Below are 20,626 nucleotides of genomic sequence, written 5' to 3'. Positions count from 1 at the left end.
TTACAAACTGTTAAATAAATATCAGTATTATGTTCTATGAACATCATTTTATTGGCCTGCATTGGCTGTGGTGGATCGTCATCGTTGGTACTATCCTGTTGCTTGTTTTCGATATCATTCCGTATCGCCCCCGGGAAGAATTGGAAAAAGATGCCATGGAAATATTGAAAAGAAGGTATGCCCGTGGTGAAATAGAACGGGAAGAATTTGAAGAGCGAAAGCAAATTCTAAAACAACATGATTAGCTTTGCGTGCATTTCTTCAGAATGAATCATGGACTGAATAAGAGAGGTCATGACAATGCTCAACGTCACAAAAGCCTCCGGAGAAAGAGAACCTTTCGAAGAAGCTAAAATCCGTCGAATGCTTGTTGCTACCGGTGCTGATTCCGAAGTAATTGAACAAGTAATTAGCTCGATAGAGGACAAACTCTATGACGGAATCTCCACGCAGCGAATAACTCAGGAAGCCTTTCGCCAACTTAACAGGATATCAGGAAATTATAAGTTCAAGATCCCCTCACCAGAACATGCCAACCCACCCGGGATGGATGATCAAATAATCGATATGCTGCAGCGCCATGCTTTCAATTATTTCTTGCACGAAACCAATCCGAATAACGGACTGGTCGCAGACAACTCGCAGCTGGGGGCGGCGGCCAGCATCGCATCGGTCGGCTTTGCACTGGCTGCTTATGTAGTAGGAGTCGACCGCGGCTGGATGAGGCGAAGTGATGCGATTCAACGTACCTTGATTATTCTACGCTTCTTTTGGACCAGCAAGCAGAGTCCCACATCAAATGGTGCCGGCTACAAGGGGTTTTACTATCATTTTCTGGATATGGAGACGGGCAAACGTTCCGGTAAGTGTGAACTCTCAACAATCGATACCGGGATCCTGCTGGCCGGCATGCTTGTAGCCGCCGCTTTTTTTGACTGCGACAGTGAACAGGAACAGGAGATTCGCACCCTGGCCGATGCCATCTATCGTCGGGTCGATTGGAAATGGGCATGCGCCGATGGAAACACGATCACCCACGGTTGGACCCCTGAAAATGGCTTCCTGCCGTACCGATGGGAAGGTTATGATGAAGCCGGTCTCCTGTACATTCTTGCGCTTGGCTCTCCATCGCAACCATTACCAAAGGAGAGCTATGCCGCCTGGACCTCTACCTATGAATGGAAAGATATTTATGGCTATAAGTTCATTTACGGAGGTCCACTGTTCATCCACCAATATTCCCATATATGGATCGATTTCCGCGGAATCCAGGACGCCTTTATGCGGGAAAAAGAGATTGATTATTTTGAAAACAGCCGCCGGGCAACCTATATCCAGCAGGAATACGCCATACGAAATCCACTGGATTTTAAAGGCTACGGGGAAAACTTCTGGGGTATAACAGCCAGTGATGGTCCCGGCTGGATAATGAGAAAAGTCAACGGCATTGAACGCTCCTTCTTCGGTTATGTGGCTCGTGGCGCTCCCTACGGACCCGATGATGGCACAGTTGCTCCGTGGGCCGTCCTCGCATCGCTACCTTTCGCCCCGGAAATTGTGTTGCCAACCATTCAAAATTTCCAGCACGTACACCCCCGGATTACAGGCAAATATTGTCTGAGGTGCAGTTTTAATCTTAGCTTTCCCAATAGTCAAAAAACCCGGGATGGATGGACCTCTTCCTATCATTATGGTATTAATCTTGGTCCTGTTGTATTGATGTGCGAGAATTATCGATCGGACTTAATCTGGCGACTCATGAGAAGCTCTGAATACCTCAGGAATGGATTAACAAAGGCAGGATTTAGAAACGGTTGGCTATAAACCCCGATTAAAGCCATTTTATAGTAAGTAAATATTAATCAAAGAAGGGAGTTGTGATGAATAGAATAAACATTGGATTTTTTCTGATATCAATAGGACTCCTCGTTTTTCTATCCTCCTGTCAGATGGGACGCTCTAATTACATGAGTGAAGAACAACGGAAGGAATTAGAAGCCGCCTATGATTCATTGCAGGCTAATTACAAAATGCTGCTAACAAACTACGAAGCTGAAACGGACACCCTTCCCCCGGAATTACAATCGCTCTACAGCCAGATGCAGAAGATGCACCGCGATATGGATGTCAGCCATCGACAGATGATGGCTGGAAACAGAGGACGTCGTATGCAGGGCGATAATATGATGGCTGAAGGTATGGGCATGCACATGCAGGGTCATATGACCGGTGAGTGGTACAGTCAGATGATGGGCATGCACGATCAGATGGCACGGATGCACCAACGAATGGGGCAGCAAAATATGGCGCGGATGAATCGTCGTCTCTCCGACGAGTATGGCACGATGAGAAAGATGGTTCCCGGACTGGATGAGCCCAGCGAGACACCTTTCAATGAGGAGGGGGATCCGGCGTTATTGAATGGTAAAAACCTATATTCTCAAAACTGTGCCTCCTGCCACGGAAGTAATGCCAAGGGTGTATCAGGCGTTTTCCCACCACTGGTCGATTCAGAGTGGGTCACCGGCGACAAATCCATCCCTATCCGTATTCTGCTTCATGGCCTGCAAGGCGATATTGACGTACAGGGACAGACTTATCAGGGCATTATGCCCTCATTTAAGGCACGCCTGAGTGCAGCGGAAATAGCCTCCATACTTAACTATCTCCGCACCCGAAATCAGGGAGATTTTTCAAAGATTACCCAGGATGATGTCGTACGGGTATCTAAGGACTATAGCAATCGCACCCGTCCCTGGACTGCATCAGAACTTCAACCAACAATAGAGGAATAGACCGACCCATCGCCGGAATTTTTCTTGTAGGTATTTGTATGACGTACCAATGAGACAGAGCCTTAGCTCTCAACTGAATAAAAATGGGTATGTTGAAAATTAAAAAGAAGGTTCAATCGTACTTAATAACAATTATACTGAAAGGAACAAGATGAAAAATGTAACCATTTATCTCGTATTTACTACGGCCCTGCTGCTGTTTAGTGGTTGTGGTACTACCGATACCCGGCAAGAGGAAAAAGCTGTATATCCCATGTATGTGGATGAAAACAAAAACAGTGTCAACGACTATGTAGAACAGTCAACTCATGAAGCAGGTTTGAGCAGCACCTCAAAGAGCAATAAAAAGAAGGGGATGCAAGATCAACATTTCGGTGAACGGGGCCATGATTTTATTGATCAGGATGGTGATGGCATCTGTGACTATGCCCAAAATGGCAGTCCAAGCTGGCACGGACCCGGGTTTGTGGATGACAACAATAACGGAATCTGTGATTATTGGGATTCCTCACATGCTATGCATCGACGTCATGAAGGCATGAGGTTTCACGATGAGAACAGTAATCACATCAATGACTATTTTGAAAGAGAAACGCATGTGGGATCCGGCCATAATTTCACCGACCAAAACGGAGACGGAATTTGTGATTACGCCCAGGACGGCAGTCCCACCTGGCACGGGCCGGGATTCACCGATTCAAATCAAAATGGGACCTGTGACTATTGGGAGGAAGGGGGGCGCGGCCATGGCCGTGGACATGGCATGGGAGGAGGACATCATTAACCCATTCTTTTTCATTGCTGTTTAAGATGCTAATGAAAGAGATTGAACCTTCAATCCTCCTGTCCTCCTTCTCCAGAGCTTGTCCCGAAAACTATCGGTAGAGGAACGCACCAATTACGTCTCCAGCCCCAAAAGTCCATCCTGGAGAAGAGGGATGCAGGGAGATTGATTATCTCACACCCCGAATCGCTACAAAAAAATAGACAGTACGTTACGTTAAGCCATTGATCCAGCCTGCTTGTCTTCTGCCAGTGGAAACTCGACGACAAACGTACTTCCTTCTCCCTTCCCTTCACTGTAGGTGCGAATTTTTCCGTTATATAGTTCTACAATCGCTTTTACGAGTGGCAGTCCCAGCCCACTACCGGATTGCTCCTGCACGTCTGACTCACTCGCGCGGTAGAAGCGTTCAAATAGATGTTTTTTGGTTTCCTCATCAAAACCGATGCCGGTATCACTCAGGTGGATGACCGCCTTGCCGCTGCTTCGCTGTAGTTGCAGATTCACCTGCCCCCCTTCCGGCGTGTATTTTACCGCATTTTCCAGCAGATTATTAATAACCTCTTCAATATAAGCCCCATGTGCCTGCACCTGCAGGTTGGGATCAATCTGCGTTTGAATACTGATGTTCCTGGCCTTGGCATGTTCCCGGAAATTACCCGCCACTGTTTCTGAAATGCGACTGACATTCACGATATCCGGCTTGGAACGATGTACTGATTCCACTCTCGAAAGCTGCAGCAGCAAGTGTACCATTTCACTCATTTTGCGCACTTCTGCCAGCATCCGTTGTATCGTTTCCTGGTACTCCTCTTTGGAACGGGGTTTGCGAAGCATGATCTCGGCATCGCTGCGCATCGACGACAGAGGCGTCATAAGTTCATGGGCGGCATCCGAGGTAAACCGTTTCTCACGCTCAAAGCCCTTTTGAAGGCGATTAAGCATCATATTGAAGGTTTCCGCCAAGTCGGTCAACTCATCTTTGACCTGGTAATTAACAGGAATCCGCTTGTCCAGGTCGGTGGCTGTTATAGATTTGGCCGCATCAATAACCGAGGCCACAGGCGACAAGGCTCTTCTTGAAAGCCAATATCCGCCTAATATTGCCAGAAAAACGCTCAAAATGACAAAAATAATAATATAGTTCTGGAAGCGATTTATTTCTTCGTGCTGAGTCCACTCAAAGCCGGTAACTTCCAGCCACCCGCGAAGCTGTCTGTTGTCATCCCTGATAGGATAAAAAAGCGTTCGGGCGGGAAGATCCTGCCACTGGCTGCTGAACGAATATTCCTCGGACTTCTCGGGTATATCGGTGGTCAGCGGCTGTGTAACAGCTGAAAAATTTCTGCTTTTATAGATTAAGGTTCCCCTCTGATTATACAATCGAACATAGGTTCCATATTCGATCCCGCTTCTTAATGCCTCATTTCGACTGTATTCAGACAAATCAATGGACAGTGTATCCTCAGTATGAATAAAGGGGAGCAGCTGTTCTGCTTCGAATCGCAAATGTCGATCATAATTATGATGGATGGATTGATGAAAGGTTTCATATAAAAAATAGCCGAACAGACTGAGCATCAGGAAAAGACTGAATCCATACCAGAATGCCAGTTTCTTGGAAATTGAAAGCCTGTCAAAAAAGGAGGTAATCCGTGCCACTATATTATTCTTCTGTCTTTGTTAAGCTGCTGTTGAGGCGATAACCTGCTCCACGTATGGTTTCTATAACCATTGCATTGTCTTCCAGGAAGATGTCCTCACACTCCTCAAACGATTCAGCCAGTTTCTGTCGTAGGGTAGAAATGGTAGCTTCAATGGTATTATCACTGACATAGTACGCCGATCCCCATACGCGCTCGGCAATTTGTGTTTTGGAAAAAACGGTCTCCGGTTCATTGAGCAACAGTTCTAACAAAATAAACTCCTTGGGCCGCAATGAGCGTTTCATGCCGCATACCTTGACCCAGTGCTTGCGAGAATCCAACTCAATAGGACCCGCTGATACGGTTTCCAAATGAGTAATTTCCGATGCCCTGCGTCCCAACGCCCGGATGCGGGCAAGCAGTTCTTCAAAGGAAAACGGCTTACTCATATAATCATCGGCGCCGGCATCCAATCCTGAAATTTTATGATCCAGATCACCAAGGGCCGTAAGCATAAGCACGGGAAATGATCGCTCTTCGGCCCTCCAGGATTGCAAAATTTTCTTTCCATCCCTGTTGGGTAGTCGCCAGTCCAATACAACCAGATCGTAATCGTTTACTATTCCCTGAAGCTCCGCCTTCTCTCCATCGTGTATGACTTCGACTACATGTCCTTCCTCTTCCAAGCCTCGTTTTAAGGAATTGGCAAGTTGTTTTTCGTCTTCAACTAACAGTATCCACATAAAACAGCAATTTTATTTTATGATATAACACCTCCAAGATAAAAGACACAGACCAATAATGTTTTAAGCTAAATTTAAGGTTCGGTTCGTATATTTCGGTTCGACATTTAAAACCAACGCTTTAGATAAATAAAAACAACAAGTTACACTGATTTATGAGTGACAACAATTATAACATGAGCCGCCGAAAATTCCTGCGCTATTCGGCTTCGATGGCTGCCATGGCCGGGATAAGTTCTGTTCTCCCCACCTACGCCTTTGCCGGATTTGACAACCGGGAAGTGCTTACCCCCAAAGGACCCGATAATGTCATCGATCTGACCATTGGGAAAATGCCTCACCAGGTCGACGGGAAACAGGGTAATGCCATTGGCATTAACGGTACGGTTCCCGGTCCCCTGATCCGGCTTCAGGAGGGACAGGATGTACTCCTCCGGGTAAAAAACGAGCTGGAGGATACCACCTCCATTCACTGGCACGGGATCCTGCTGCCCTTCCAGATGGATGGCGTGCCCGGCGTCAGCTTTGACGGCATTCCCGCCGGAGAAACCTTTGAATACCGGTACCCGGTGCGGCAGAACGGCACCTATTGGTATCACAGTCACTCAGGGCTCCAGGAACAGCTGGGCCACTACGGGCCGCTGGTTATCGATCCGGCCGGGGAAGATCCGGTCGAATATGACCGCGAATACCCGATCGTACTTTCTGACTGGACTTTTGAGAATCCCTACGATGTGCTGGCACACAGCGTTAAAATGGAGGGATATTATAATTATCAGAAGCGGACACTCGGAGAATTTTTCAGGGATACCAAAGAGAACGGCTTGGGAGATGCTGTTAAGGATTACTTGTCTTTTGGCAAGATGAGGATGAGTGCCACGGATCTGCTTGATGTCACAGGGGCAACCTATTCCTATCTTATGAACGGTCGTGGCCCCGATTCCAATTGGAATGCCCTCTTCAGGAAAGGCGAAAGAGTGCGTCTGCGGTTTATTAACGCCTCAGCCGGTACTTCCGCTTTTGATGTTCGTATTCCCGGCCTGGAGATGACGGTCGTACAAGCCGACGGCCAAAATGTGGAACCGGTCTCCATTGATGAGTTTCGCATCGGTATTGCCGAAACCTATGATGTGATCGTAGAGCCGAAAGAGGAAAAACCCTATACCATTTTTGCCGAATCGCTGGACCGGAGCGGCTATGCACGCGGCACCCTCGCACCCCGTAAAGGCATGTCCGCCCCGGTGCCCGAACTACGCTCGCGCCCCAAACGCAGCATGAAAGATATGGGCATGAAAATGGATATGGCCGGCATGGATATGGACAGCGAAGAAACGGGTATGAACAACATGAATCACGACGGTCATGACGACATGAACATGGACAACGGAAAAATGCCGATGCCCGGCATGCCTGCCCCGCCCGTCAGACACGGACCGGACCATCACGGCATCGGTGCCGCAGCAATCGCCAGCTACCAATTCGACCGGCTGGATGAACCGGGCATCGGCCTAGGCAAGGACGGACGCAAAGTATTGGTATACCGGGATCTTAAGAAGTTGAAACCGAATATTGACAAGCGGAAACCGCAACGCGAAGTTGAGCTGCACCTGACCGGCAACATGGAACGCTATATGTGGTCCTTTGACGGCAAACAGTTCCATGAAGTTGACGGGCCTATTGAATTTAAACACAATGAGCGCCTGCGACTCACCCTGGTCAATGATACCATGATGGAACACCCCATACACCTGCACGGTATGTGGATGGAGCTGGAAAACGGCAACGGGCAGTACAATCCTCGCAAGCACACCCTGCTTTTACAGCCGGCCCAACGCATCTCGGCCCTTATTACCCCACGCGACAAAGGGCGCTGGGCCTTCCACTGCCACATTCTCTATCACATGGAGCGCGGCATGTTCCGCGTCGTCCAGGTAGCCGATGAAGACGGCGGCATTTACGGGCAGGATTATTCATAGATAGGTATCCATAACCAATGACCTTTAAACAACCTAAAACAGGTATGGGAAATCAATCCTCCTGTCCTTCTTCTCCAGAGCTTGTCCCGAAAACTATCGGGAGAGGAACTCCACGTTTACCGGTCCCTCAATCCCAAACGCCTTCCTGGAAAAGGGGAATTCAGGGAGATTGAACCGCCGTAAAAGCCCATAATCCATTTGGGGGCATTAACCCTTCACGAACGAATTCTATCTGACATACAAATTTGCATGATCATGACCATAATAAAACGCGCATTAACATTCATTCTCACTGTTCTAGCTATCACTGTAATCGCCGGCAGCTCAGCTTTTGCTCAAAAGGCGCCTGAGTTCAGCAACGACCTGATGATGGACAATAAAACCTACGTTTACCTGATTGCCGAAAAGCTGGAGTACCGGAGCTTGAACGGCATAGATCCCCTTATGTGGGAAATTCAGGGATTTGTGGGCAAAGACATCAACAAATTCTGGTTTAAAACCCACGGTGAGGCACTGACCACCGAAAGTGAAGCGGAGATGGAGTTCCAGGGCTTATACAGCCGGGCCATTGATCCTTACTTTGATATTCAGGGGGGCATCCGCTACGATCTGGCCTATGAAGGCGGTGCCAACAAGTCCAGAGGTTTTGCTGTAATCGGTCTGCAGGGCATGGCACCCTACTTTTTTCATGTGGACGGTGGGATGTTTATCAGCGAAGATGGCGATATTTCTGCCTCACTGGAAGCAGAATATGATCTGCTATTCACGCAGCGGCTTATTGGTCAGCCAATATTTGAAACCAGTATTGCCATACAAGAGGTACCCGAGTGGGGCGTCGGATCCGGGTTTAATAATATTGGGCTTGGATTTCGACTCCGCTACGAATTCGTACGGGAATTTGCTCCGTACATCGGCTTCAACTGGGAACGCAAGCTGGGCGAAACCGCCGATATGGCTCGCACCGGAGGACATGTCAGCAACCTGAGTTTGCTGGGGGGCGTTCGGATGTGGTTTTAATCGTTTATCCTATTACTTTAACAGGTAAGCAGAATCAATATATACCATAAGTAATATGCATGATTTTAATTTCTTTGGAGGCGGATGGATGATGGTTTTCTGGTGGCTTTTAATTTTCGGTCTGATAGTATTTGCCATTCGAGCCCTAATGAACTCGAACCAAAACAAGCAGCAAAAAGAAACGCCCATGGACATACTCAAACGGCGGTATGCCGAGGGTGAAATTGACGAGGAAGAGTTCAACAAACGGAAACAGGAATTGCTCAAATAGTGAGCATGGATAGAAAAACCTTTTTGAAATATGCGGGGACTGGTGCCGGGGGATTACTGGCTCCTTCCATCATCACCTCCTGCACAAATTCCGTCCCTAAACAGTCAAATACCTATCGCTATCCTCTGCAATTCCCGGAAAAGCTGGATACTGATCAACTGCGGGCCTCCCGGGGCAGCCTTGCCATCGGTGAAGAATATACCCTGGATGGCTTACACTTTAACGGAAGCTTACCGGGACCCACCGTCCACGTAAAAAAAGGAGAGCGTTTTCAAGTTCAGTTTCATAACGATATCGGGGAGGAAAGCATTATCCACTGGCACGGCATGATTGTGCCGCCAGATATGGACGGACATCCCAAAGATGTAATTTCGGAAGGCCGTTATTCCTATGATTTCAACATCAATCAGCGAGCAGGCACCTATTGGTATCATCCCCACCCACACAAAATTACGGGTCCCCAGGTTTACCGGGGGTTAGCAGGATTTTTCATCGTAACTGATGATGAAGAGGAAGCGTTGAACCTGCCTTCAGGAAAATACGAACTGCCTTTAGTTATTCAGGATCGAAAAATAGACGACACTGGTCAAATCTACTATGACCCTTCTATGCCGGAACGCATGATGACGGGCTATTTAGGAGAGCATATTCTGGTTAACGGCATTCCCAATCCCTATCACGAAGTACAGCCCCGTCCATACCGGTTACGATTGCTCAATGGCTCAAATGCCCGCATTTATAATATCGCTTTCCGAAACGAGCACTTATTTACCGTCATTGGTTCTGACGGGGGACTTTTACCCAAGCCTGTTGAAACAACTGAATTACTGCTGGCTCCCGGTGAACGGGCAGACATACTGGTAGATTTCTCAAAGGGATTCACCGGTAAATCTGCAGAATTAATCAGCAGGAAATTTTCGATATCTTCAGACGGCGGAATGATGGGAGGCATGGCTCAACTGATGGGCCAAGAAGGCCCGGACCAAGGCAGTGAATTCCCATTGATGGAGTTTCGAATAGGTAATGAAGCCGATTCTTCCACTTCCGTTGATCTTCCCCAGCAACTGTCTAACGTCAATTTCCCCTCCCGGACTGATGCTGTACGAAAGCGAACCATCGAACTGAACATGGAAATGATGAGGGGACATACCATAAACGGGCGCCTGTTTGAAATGCTTCGCGTTGATGAAGAAATAACCCAGGGAGATACCGAGATATGGGAATTCATCAACAACTCTCCTGTTCCCCATCCCATGCATATTCATGCAGTACAATTTAAAGTCCTAAACCGAAGTGGAAACCGGGGCCTGATCCCAACCGAAACCGGGTGGAAGGATACCGCCCTGGTTATGCCAGGAGAACGAGTTCGTGTAATTATGACTTTTAATGCCCCCAAAGGGTTGTATGTCTTTCACTGCCATAATCTCGAGCACGAAGATGCCGGAATGATGGCGAATTTGGAAATCACTTGAGAACCGACAAGAAGTACCAGGCATCATGGATGAATTCTTCCATTAATCTCCAACTATTCTGAACATCCAAAATGGAAACTTTTATTAAATTGCCAGAGAATCGGCAAAAACAGCATTGCGCTTCTTTTGGAAACCCAGCGGGGCTATGCTGTGCGTTTGCACGGGAATCTGCTCCGTTATACCGGTATCAACCGGGAACCCAAGCTGGACAAAACGGCAGATAGGGATAGCGCCGGTGGTGGGACTATCAGGAACATGAACCTGCCCGATGGGGTTCAAAAGAAAACTTCCATGCCCTGCTGGTATCACTTGAAACTTTACTCATACTAGTCATCTATCAAGATGAGCAATAACCTAAATATAAAGAGAGGAAAACTTCATTATGGAAAATAATCACAGCAACGCTGCAAACTACTTCAAATTCTTCGCAATGATTGTGACCGCGATGGTTGCGATGTTCTTTCTAATGTATACAAACTCCTATCAAATTTTAGATCACGCATGGTTCAGCGAAGAACGGCTGTTTATGACACTAATCATGGGGGGGTCCATGATGATTATTATGCTGGCTTTTATGCTACAAATGTATAAAAACAGCAAGATGAATATTGCCATTTTCCTCGGCGGTGCATTATTGCTGGCAGGTTCAATCTGGCTGTCACGAAGCCAGGCAACGATCGATGATGTTGACTATATGGAGGGCATGATTCCACATCATTCAATCGCGATTATGACCAGCGAACGTGCCGGTATAACAGACCCCCGGGTGCAAAAACTGGCAAAGGCTATTATGGATGCTCAACGCAAAGAAATTAAAGAGATGGAATGGCTGATCCATGATATCCGGGAAAACGGAATTGCAGAAACGGAAGAAGAGGCCAAGGCACGAGCAGTGCCAAAATTTGAGCCAACACCGGAGTAGCTATTTTTGCCAGGCGGAATATGTGGCTACCCTGCCCCTGACATTCGAATATCATATTATGATACACGAACTATATCTTGTCGCCGGCATCTTTACCGTCCTGGTTACGGCCTGCGACTTCTTTTACACGACAGTCTCATTTAACGGAGCCGGTGTCTTGGCAAAATCCATATCGAATGGAATTGCCTCCCTGTTTCTCTGGACAAATAAAAAGACCAGCAGCCGGTACCTGTTGAAGTTTTCCGGAGTAACACATATCCTCGCGCAGGTAGCATTATGGATTAGCCTGCTGTGGTTCGGGCTTTTCCTGATAATGATGAGTGACCCTTATTCTGTACTTCTTGCCCCGGGCGGAGAGCCCGCCAGTGCCATCAACAAGTTATACTTCAGCGGCTATGTCTTATCCACACTTGGCAATGGTCAATACATTCCCAACGACGGGGGATGGCAAATTATGGTAGCGGCATTCTCTTTTGCCGGCTTTATTTTTATCACCACCGCAATGACCTACCTTATGAATCTGACGTCGGCGGTCATTCATAAGCGCAAGCTAAGCCTGTTCATCTCCAATTTGGGAGAAACGCCTGAAGAGATACTTGCAAATAGTTATACCGGCAACGGATTTGACCGATTAACCAGCGTGGCTCCCAATCTGCAACAAATGATCAATGAACACAGCCAAAATCACTATGCGCACCCCGGCGTACATTACTTTTACAGTATTCCCCGCTCAGAGTCCCTTTCCCTTAATCTAACAAACCTCGATGAGGCACTAAGCCTTGCACAGACACATATCAAAATGGACACACCTTTTGATCAGGATTTACGCCCGCTGCGCGATACCATTGATAAATTTTTAAACACCGTTCAGCATCATTTTATTAAAAAGGCCGAAGCTGAGGCCGATGCCGGCCCGGGCATCCAGTATTTACAGAAGACCGGCATCCCCCTGGTAAAGCAGCCTCGAGAACAGCCTGGTGGTCATGAAAGAAGAGTTCTCCTGGGCGGACTCTTGCAAAGCAGCGGCTGGAACTGGAATAACATTTATAATCCGGATGGAAATTAACATTTGATCAACCAATAATATAGCGCCATGGAACTGATCCCCGATTGGGCCCCCAACATACACCCGATACTTGTTCATTTTCCCATTGCGATTATTTTGCTTGCATCATTGATGGACTTGCTAAGCTTTTTTTTGCCAGATAAATGGTGGGATAGTCTTAAGACAACCATCCTTTATGGCTTTGGGGCTGCGTCGGCCATCGCGGCTTACTATACGGGTACCCTGGCGGCTGACAGCGTATTTCTACCGTCTGGAGCCCAATCAGTTTTGAATGAGCATGCCGACTGGGCATTATGGACGGTCTGGTTCTTTGTAGTCTATGTAGTGGTACGGGTGCTGCTTCACTGGTACCAGAAAATGGATCAACAAGCGATTCGAGTTGGGGTGTTCATCATTGCCTTGCCCGGAATTTTCTTTTTATATGAAACAGGGGACCACGGGGCCGAAATGGTCTTTGGTTATGCGACGGGCACGGGTCAGCTGGCCGAAAACCAAAGCACTACCCCGGTTACCTCAGACAGCCTGCAACAAAATGAATCAACATTCACCGTTAGTGATAATGGCAACTGGTCCTGGGAAATTGGACCTAATGGTACAGGTACACTGCTTTCCCGGTTCCGCTGGCTGGAAGGATCTGCCTCAGGTCTGCAGCCCACCGTTGTTACCAATAACAACAATCGCCTTCTTAAGATATCTGCTGATTCCACTACTAACTTCTTTACCGGGAAACGTTCATTTAAAAACGTACAGGTCGATTATTACCTGGATATTTCTGAATTTGAGGGGGATATTTCTCTCGTTAATCACGTGCAGGACGCCCAAAACTACGACTTCGTTACCTTATCTTCCGATGGAACCATATCCCAGGGGCGCGTAACCGGAGGCAACCGTGAAGTCTTTGCCGAAGAATCCTACTCGGCCTCGGGAATGCTGTTTATTCGTACAGTCGCCAACGGCACACATTTCCGCGGTTATATCAACAAAGAGATGGTGGTGCATGGACATGGCGATGTCCCAGAGGCTGGAAGTTTGGGACTTGGATTGGATGGAAACGGGACCGTGATTATCGATCGCATGGCTGTAACACAACTCAATAATCATTAAAAACTGTGTTCTGAATACTCGGATATCATTACGGGCAGTCTTTCTTCTTACAATCGAACCTTTCATTTCTATAAGCCGGCATCCTGTGAAGAGAACATGCAATAAAATTGCTCAAAGCATTCCACCAGCCGACAGACAACGACAGCCAGAGAGGCCAAAAAATACCCTCAGATCCTGGGAGAGGGTATATTGAAACAACTATAATATTTACCCTGCTATTTTTATTCCAATGGGAAAGTCTGAGTTCCATGAAATGTGAATTTGAATCGTGCACTATTACGACTGAGGGAAATACCGTCTGGTATCACCCAGTCACCTGCCTGGCCACCTACAGCGATAGAACATCAGGTCTTAACAGTCTCGAACTGGCTCTTCGTAACAACAAAGAAAAAACTGGAAAATCACAGCATGGCACTGGTCATCCATCAGTGGAAACTAAATCTTAACTCACACTTTCCCTTCGTGCCCAGCAATACAGGTGCAGGTCTTTTTATTGAAAACCCCTGGATGATTTAAGGTTCATTTAAGGGAGCTGGTGTTAGTTTAGTCAGGAATAAGATAAGAAACTCTTTTTAATAACTGATTGAACTAAATACGCAGCAATAACAATGAACAAAATCATTTTTGCTCCCCTGATATTAGTCCTTTCTCTGTTTTTGATATCTCCTTTTGAAGCAGCAGGACAAGCCAGGGATCCTATGCTCGTCCTGGATGAACTTATCCAAAAGGTAGTAACCCAGAATCCCGAACTGCAATCTTCTTTTCAGGGATGGGAGGCAAGCAAAACCCAAATAACGCAGCAGGAGGCATTGCCCGACCCGACAGTTGGTTTAAATCTCATGAACATTCCTGTGAATAGTTTTACCCTGGACCAGGAACCCATGACCGGCAAGCAGATCTCCCTGATGCAGCCATTTCCCTTTCCGGGAACACTTAGCCTGAAAGGAGATATTGCGCGTAGTTCCTCGGACATCACCCTCCACCAGCACCAGGAACTCAAAAACCAGCTCATTAAGAAAACGAAACAAGCCTATTACGACCTCTATTACATAGACCAGGCCCTGACCACCGTTACCGACAATCAGGAAGTGCTCAAGGAATTCGTGAAAATTGCCGAAACGCGATATGGCGTGGGCAAGGGCTTACAACAAGACGTATTACGGGCTCAGGTAGCACTTTCCAAGATGATTGACCGAGAGCTGAAGCTTCGCCAGCAGCGCGAAGCTATTCAGGCCCAAATTAATACGCTGATAAATGAACCAGCTGATGCTCCGCTTGGAAAAGCTTTGGCTTCCGAACCGGAACCGTGGAGATACGAATTAACCACACTTATCCAGCAGGCCGACAGCACCAGTCCCATGCTCGCTGCATGGAAAACCGTAGTTAAACAAAGCGGTCAACAGGTAGATCTGGCTCTCAAAAACCGCTATCCCGATTTCGCGGTAGGCGTGGCCTACACCCAGCGGAATGAGCTTCAAAACGGGATGCCTGGATATGACTTTATTTCAGCTATGTTCAATGTCAAGATCCCGCTCTTTCACAAAAAGAAACAGGCCAAAAAGGTGCAGGAGACCCGAATCAGGAAATCTTCCATGGAGTATCGCTACCGGAATTTGACGAACTCTATTGAACAGATGCTCCAACAGTCGTTGACCAACCTTGAGAAAAACCGACGGCTAATCGACCTCTATAAAACCGGCATTATTCCACAGGCAGAAGAATCGCTGGAGTCGTCGATGGCAGGATATCAAAACGATAAAGTGGACTTCCTATCGCTGCTCGACAGCGAACTGACCCTCTTCCAATTCCGGCTGGATTACCACCGTTTTTTAGCCGACTACCACAAAGCATTGGCAGAAATAGAAGCCCTTACCGGCACTGAGTTTTAAACCATTTTCGAAATACAAATTATGAGGACAAGCATCATGAATACCAAATCCATACTTCTCTCCCTCGGGGTCATTGCCACTTTTACCCTAGGTGGCTACTGGCTGGGGACCCAAACGGGCAACATGTCAATATCGACTTCTGAGGCGCCCAAAGACATACAGCATCAGGACATGCAGGATGCACCAAATTCGGATACCAAGAAGCAGGAAGATAACGAGATCCTGTATTGGCAGGCCCCGATGAATCCCAGTGAAATCTATGACGAACCCGGAAAGTCCAAGATGGGGATGGATCTGGTGCCGGTCTACGCAGATGAAGCCAACAGTTCAGAAGGGATGGTTAAGATCAATCCGGTGGTTGTCCAAAATATGAATGTACGTACGGCCACGGTTCAGCAAAAAGATCTTTCCACTGCGGTCAATGCTGTAGGAAAAGTAGACTACGATGAGCAAAAGCTCTTTAACGTAAATCCTAAAATTTCCGGCTGGGTAGAACAACTGCATGTTGACTATACCGGAAAAATGGTCCAGCGGGGACAACCCCTATTCAGCATCTATTCCCCGGAATTGGTTACTACGCAGCAGGAATACCTGCTGGCCCTTAAAACGAACGATAAAATTCGTTCCAGCAGTTTTGAGCAAATTCGAGCCGGGGGCAACAGCTTGCTTGAGGCCACCCGAAAGCGGCTGGAATACTGGGGTATACCCGTCTCGGTTATCCAGCAACTGGAACAAACCGGTGAAGTCAAGAAAGCAGTAACACTAACATCGCCGGCGACTGGTGTTGTGCTTCACAAGAATGCCGTGGAGGGTGAATTTATCAAAGCCGGTACCCCGGCCTATAAGATCGCCGATCTTTCAACCGTCTGGGTGCAAACCAGCGTATATGATTACGAAGTCCCCTGGATCCGGGAAGGCCAACCTGCCCAGATGGAGCTTTCCTACCAACCGGGCAAAACCTATCGTGGATCCGTGGCCTACGTGTACCCGAGCCTGGATCAAAAGACGCGAACAGTACAGGTGCGTCTGGAATTTCCCAACCCCAACCTGGAACTGAAGCCCGGGATGTTTGCCAATGTCCGTATTCACTCACGTCCCAAGCGCGATGTTACCGTCATCCCGAATGAGGCTATCATCAGAACCGGGGAACGGAACATCGTATTTGTTGCCAAGGGAGAAGGGGCCTTTGAGCCACGCGAGGTGACCCTGGGCGTGGAAGGCGGGCAGCGCAATAACGAAATCGAAATACTGGAAGGCGTTCAGCCGGGCGAAGAGATTGTGACCTCAGCCCAGTTCCTCTTCGACAGCGAAAGCCGCCTGCAGGAAGCTATACAGAAAATGCTCCAGCAAAAACAGGATACTTCTGATATGGAGATGGAAAAAAAGGATACCACCCCTGGAGAAATGAACCATCGCACAGAACCTGCCGATACGACCGACCATTCAAGCATGAACATATAACCGACGCAGCAGGCAATAGTACAAATCCTATTAACGATTTTGGAGATTTAAGCAATGCTACAGAAAATAATTGAACTATCCGTCAACAACCGCATTATGGTAATTATCGCCAGCATCCTGCTGCTGGCGGGCGGTACCTATGTAATGTATCAAACCCCGGTGGATGCGATTCCGGACCTCAGTGATGTCCAGGTTATCGTATTTACCAAATATCCCGGACAGGCCCCACAGGTCGTGGAAGATCAGGTGACCTATCCGCTGACCACCACCATGATGTCAGTACCGAAATCCAAAGTGGTTCGGGGCTACTCCTTCTTCGGGCTCTCGTTCATCTACATCATCTTTGAGGATGATACCGATATGTACTGGGCCCGCAGCCGGGTGCTGGAATACCTCAATACCGCCGGCAGCAACCTTCCGGAAGGCGTTACACCCACACTTGGCCCGGATGCCACCGGTGTAGGCTGGGTTTATGAGTATGTTTTGGACGGCGGAGATCAATATGATCTCCAGCAGCTGCGCTCCATCCAGGACTGGTTCCTGAAATACGAACTGCTCAGCGTGGAAGGCGTAGCCGAGGTCGCCAGTATCGGCGGTCATGTCAAACAATACCAGGTAGAAGTCGATCCCGACAAGCTGCTTGCCTACGATATTCCACTCTCGAAAATCAAAATGGCACTTAAACGCAGCAACAATGATGTGGGAGGTCGCATCGTGGAAATGAGCGAAACCGAGTTTATGGTCCGCGGCAAGGGATATATACAGACCGTAGCAGACGTGAAAAATGTGCCCATCGGCACCGATGGAAACGGTACCCCGGTGACCATTCGCAATGTGGGCAATGTGAACATTGGTCCGGACCTTCGACGAGGCGTAGCTGACTGGAACGGCGAGGGAGAAACCGTCGGGGGCGTGGTCGTAATGCGCTACGGCGAAAATGCCCTGCAGACCATCGACAATGTGAAGGACAAACTGAAGGAGCTGGAAAGCGGCCTGCCAGAAGGTGTGACCATCAAAACCGCCTACGATCGCTCGAGCCTGATCAACCGGGCCATTGCATTCCTGGAGCACAAACTCCTGGAGGAAAGCATTGTGGTGGCCATCATTGTGATGATATTTCTGTTGCACTTCCGGAGCTCGCTGGTAGCTATCATCAGCTTGCCGATTGGTATCCTGGCAGCCTTCCTGGTGATGTACTTCCAGGGCATCAACGCCAATATCATGTCGCTGAGTGGCATTGCCATAGCGATTGGGGCGATGGTTGACGCAGCCATCGTCATGGTGGAGAATGCCCATAAACACCTGGAGAAAGACAAGGGGCAAAAGGAGCACTGGCGTATTATTGTGGATGCCTCTAAAGAGGTGGGACCGGCCCTGTTTTTCTCGCTGCTGATTATCACAGTCTCGTTTCTGCCAATATTTGCCCTGCAGGGTCAGGAAGGACGATTGTTTAAGCCCCTGGCCTTTACCAAAACTTATGCCATGGCGGCAGCGGCATTGCTCTCAGTAACATTGGTTCCCGTATTGATGGGTTACCTGATCCGTGGAAATATTCAGCCTGAACATAAAAATCCGGTCAACCGCTTTTTAATCTGGATCTATCGCCCCGTGATCAATTGGGCCTTGCGTTTTAAATGGACCACCGTCATAGCCTCCATTGCGATATTGGCCATTTCCATTGTGCCCCTGCAGCGACTTGGTTCTGAATTCATGCCTCCCATTGAAGAGGGCGACCTGCTCTACATGCCCACCACTGATCCCGGCATTAGTATCACCAAGGCGAAGGAGCTGCTGCAACAGACCGACAAAATGATCGCCAGCTTCCCGGAAGTGAAATCGGTATTTGGTAAATCGGGACGGGCGCAGACTTCTACCGACCCAGCCCCGCTCTCCATGTTCGAGACCATTATCCAATTGAAGCCCGAAGACCAGTGGCGGGAGGGCATGACGATGGACAAATTAAAACAGGAGATGGACGCGGCCATCAAGATTCCGGGCCTTACCAACGCATGGACCATGCCGATTAAAACACGGATCGATATGCTATCGACCGGGATTAAGACGCCGATCGGCATTAAAGTGACCGGCCCCGACCTGCAGAAACTTTCCGACCTCAGCCAGGATATCGCCTCGGTGGTGCGCGACGTGCCCGGAACCCTGAGTGTGTTTGCCGACAAGACGACCGGTGGCAATTACCTGGACTTCAGCATCAACCGCAAGGAAGCGGCCCGCTATGGACTGACGACCGGGGACGTGCAGGACGTGATTCAATCGGCCATCGGTGGCATGAACGTAACGGAAACGGTGGAGGGGCTGGAACGCTATCCGGTGAATGTGCGGTATGCCCGGGAAGTTCGTGAAAACCTTACGGACCTCGGACGAGTATTAGTACCCACCCCATCCGGCGCTCAAATACCGATTGAATACGTGGCCGACCTGCAGATCCGCAAAGACGCCCCGGTGATCAAAACCGAGAACGCCCGCTATTCCAGCTGGATCTACGTAGATCTCACCACCTCTGATATCGGAAGCTATGTTAACCAGGCCCGGCAGACCGTAGACGAACGCCTGGACCTGCCCTCCGGCTACAGCCTGACCTGGAGCGGTCAGTACGAGTACATGGAACGTGCCAAAAAGCGCCTGCAGGTAGTGGTGCCGATCACCCTGCTGATTATTTTTCTGCTGCTGTACTTTAACTTTAAAAACCTGCAGGAAAGTCTCATTGTGCTGATGACACTGCCCTTTTCGCTAGTGGGTTCCTTCTGGCTGATGTATATCCTGGGGTATAATCTTAGTGTGGCCGTGGGAGTTGGCGCTATCGCCCTTGCCGGGGTGGCTGCCGAAATCGGAGTGATCATGCTTACGTATCTGGATAACGCGTATAACAATAGAAAATACAATGGCAAGATGAATAACCTTGACGACCTCAAACAGGCGATATTTGAAGGATCCGCCCAGCGCATCCGACCGATATTCATGACCGTCTGTGCCATCACCGGTGGACTGTTGCCTATCATGTGGGGTACGGGAACCGGCGCGACCGTTATGAAACGGATTGCGGCCCCGATGGTGGGAGGCATGGTATCAGCGACGATTCTTAGCCTTGTCGTAATACCTGTCATCTACTACCTCTGGAAAAGCCGGGAAGTGAAAAAATTAGCAACAACAAGCGAAGACCGATAAACAACAAATAAACAAACAGGAAAAAATTGTGGTGAATGACGTATTCAAGAGCTGGATTACGAATAATTTTAAGCCTAAGGGACTATCCGATGGACAGGTCAATCCTCCTGTCCTCCTTCTCCAAAGCTTGTCCCGAAAACTATTGGCAGAGGAACTCCTGGCTTACGTTTACGTACAGGATGGCTAACGTCCCTCTTGAAGGCCTTAGGTTATCTTTAGTGACAATATCAGCAAATTTTTGCAGATATTGTCGATAACCAAGCCGTCGGGTAGTGACCCAACCTCTTGGATAGGCAC

17 protein-coding genes are annotated in these 20,626 nt (G+C 48.4%); 14 read left to right on the top strand and 3 right to left on the bottom strand.

What is annotated here, in order from left to right; genetic code table 11:
• Nucleotides 1-29 precede the first annotated feature (29 nt).
• From FN808_RS17070 to FN808_RS17055, 4 genes are all read left to right on the top strand, one after another.
• On the top strand, nucleotides 30-245 hold the full coding sequence (locus FN808_RS17070; protein ID WP_142715833.1) for an SHOCT domain-containing protein: 216 nt from the start codon (nucleotides 30-32) through the stop codon (nucleotides 243-245).
• A 55-nt stretch (nucleotides 246-300) separates the two neighbouring features.
• Complete coding sequence (locus FN808_RS17065; protein WP_185958471.1) at nucleotides 301-1,824, top strand: glucoamylase family protein; 1,524 nt, start codon at nucleotides 301-303, stop codon at nucleotides 1,822-1,824.
• A gap of 143 nt (nucleotides 1,825-1,967) precedes the next feature.
• On the top strand, nucleotides 1,968-2,795 hold the full coding sequence (locus tag FN808_RS17060) for a c-type cytochrome (protein ID WP_185958470.1): 828 nt from the start codon (nucleotides 1,968-1,970) through the stop codon (nucleotides 2,793-2,795).
• Between the two features lie 151 nt (nucleotides 2,796-2,946).
• The gene (locus tag FN808_RS17055) at nucleotides 2,947-3,579 is read left to right on the top strand and encodes a hypothetical protein (protein WP_142715830.1); all 633 of its coding nucleotides are present in this window, start codon (nucleotides 2,947-2,949) and stop codon (nucleotides 3,577-3,579) included.
• Nucleotides 3,580-3,795: 216 nt separating this feature from the next.
• Here the strand turns inward: FN808_RS17055 and FN808_RS17050 are convergent, their stop codons facing one another.
• Together FN808_RS17050 and FN808_RS17045 are read right to left on the bottom strand one after the other, a co-directional pair.
• Nucleotides 3,796-5,241 carry a sensor histidine kinase gene (locus FN808_RS17050; protein ID WP_142715829.1) on the bottom strand — a complete coding sequence of 482 codons (1,446 nt, stop codon included), beginning with the start codon at nucleotides 5,239-5,241 and terminating at the stop codon, nucleotides 3,796-3,798.
• Between the two features lie 4 nt (nucleotides 5,242-5,245).
• Nucleotides 5,246-5,968, bottom strand: a complete 723-nt coding sequence (locus tag FN808_RS17045) for a response regulator transcription factor (protein ID WP_142715828.1) — start codon at nucleotides 5,966-5,968, stop codon at nucleotides 5,246-5,248.
• Between the two features lie 155 nt (nucleotides 5,969-6,123).
• Between FN808_RS17045 and FN808_RS17040 the strand changes: the two genes are divergently transcribed.
• The 4 genes from FN808_RS17040 to FN808_RS17025 all read left to right on the top strand — a co-directional run bounded on the left by FN808_RS17040 (nucleotide 6,124) and on the right by FN808_RS17025 (nucleotide 10,704).
• Nucleotides 6,124-7,944, top strand: coding sequence for a copper resistance system multicopper oxidase (locus FN808_RS17040; RefSeq protein ID WP_142715827.1), 1,821 nt, complete (start codon nucleotides 6,124-6,126; stop codon nucleotides 7,942-7,944).
• Nucleotides 7,945-8,199: 255 nt separating this feature from the next.
• Nucleotides 8,200-8,961, top strand: a complete 762-nt coding sequence (locus tag FN808_RS17035; protein ID WP_142715826.1) for a copper resistance protein B — start codon at nucleotides 8,200-8,202, stop codon at nucleotides 8,959-8,961.
• Nucleotides 8,962-9,016: 55 nt separating this feature from the next.
• Nucleotides 9,017-9,232, top strand: a complete 216-nt coding sequence (locus FN808_RS17030) for an SHOCT domain-containing protein (RefSeq protein WP_142715825.1) — start codon at nucleotides 9,017-9,019, stop codon at nucleotides 9,230-9,232.
• A gap of 5 nt (nucleotides 9,233-9,237) precedes the next feature.
• The gene (locus tag FN808_RS17025; RefSeq protein ID WP_142715824.1) at nucleotides 9,238-10,704 is read left to right on the top strand and encodes a multicopper oxidase family protein; all 1,467 of its coding nucleotides are present in this window, start codon (nucleotides 9,238-9,240) and stop codon (nucleotides 10,702-10,704) included.
• A gap of 84 nt (nucleotides 10,705-10,788) precedes the next feature.
• Here FN808_RS17025 and FN808_RS17020 read toward each other — a convergent pair whose 3' ends face one another.
• The gene (locus FN808_RS17020) at nucleotides 10,789-11,013 is read right to left on the bottom strand and encodes a hypothetical protein (RefSeq protein WP_142715823.1); all 225 of its coding nucleotides are present in this window, start codon (nucleotides 11,011-11,013) and stop codon (nucleotides 10,789-10,791) included.
• 73 nt (nucleotides 11,014-11,086) lie between these two features.
• Between FN808_RS17020 and FN808_RS17015 the strand changes: the two genes are divergently transcribed.
• The 6 genes from FN808_RS17015 to FN808_RS16990 all read left to right on the top strand — a co-directional run bounded on the left by FN808_RS17015 (nucleotide 11,087) and on the right by FN808_RS16990 (nucleotide 20,329).
• The gene (locus FN808_RS17015; protein WP_142715822.1) at nucleotides 11,087-11,626 is read left to right on the top strand and encodes a DUF305 domain-containing protein; all 540 of its coding nucleotides are present in this window, start codon (nucleotides 11,087-11,089) and stop codon (nucleotides 11,624-11,626) included.
• Between the two features lie 58 nt (nucleotides 11,627-11,684).
• The gene (locus FN808_RS17010; protein ID WP_185958469.1) at nucleotides 11,685-12,692 is read left to right on the top strand and encodes an ion channel; all 1,008 of its coding nucleotides are present in this window, start codon (nucleotides 11,685-11,687) and stop codon (nucleotides 12,690-12,692) included.
• 27 nt (nucleotides 12,693-12,719) lie between these two features.
• Nucleotides 12,720-13,796 carry a DUF2231 domain-containing protein gene (locus tag FN808_RS17005; RefSeq protein WP_142715820.1) on the top strand — a complete coding sequence of 359 codons (1,077 nt, stop codon included), beginning with the start codon at nucleotides 12,720-12,722 and terminating at the stop codon, nucleotides 13,794-13,796.
• A 608-nt stretch (nucleotides 13,797-14,404) separates the two neighbouring features.
• The gene (locus FN808_RS17000; RefSeq protein ID WP_142715819.1) at nucleotides 14,405-15,685 is read left to right on the top strand and encodes a TolC family protein; all 1,281 of its coding nucleotides are present in this window, start codon (nucleotides 14,405-14,407) and stop codon (nucleotides 15,683-15,685) included.
• A gap of 36 nt (nucleotides 15,686-15,721) precedes the next feature.
• On the top strand, nucleotides 15,722-17,146 hold the full coding sequence (locus FN808_RS16995) for an efflux RND transporter periplasmic adaptor subunit (RefSeq protein ID WP_246068385.1): 1,425 nt from the start codon (nucleotides 15,722-15,724) through the stop codon (nucleotides 17,144-17,146).
• Between the two features lie 54 nt (nucleotides 17,147-17,200).
• The gene (locus FN808_RS16990; protein ID WP_142715818.1) at nucleotides 17,201-20,329 is read left to right on the top strand and encodes an efflux RND transporter permease subunit; all 3,129 of its coding nucleotides are present in this window, start codon (nucleotides 17,201-17,203) and stop codon (nucleotides 20,327-20,329) included.
• The last annotated feature ends 297 nt before the right edge of the window (nucleotides 20,330-20,626 follow it).

It is taken from the genome of Fodinibius sediminis, from assembly GCF_900182555.1.
GTDB lineage: Bacteria > Bacteroidota > Rhodothermia > Balneolales > Balneolaceae > Fodinibius > Fodinibius sediminis.
The sequence above is the reverse complement of the archived record's forward strand: the minus strand, read 5'-3'. Positions and strand labels throughout refer to the sequence as shown.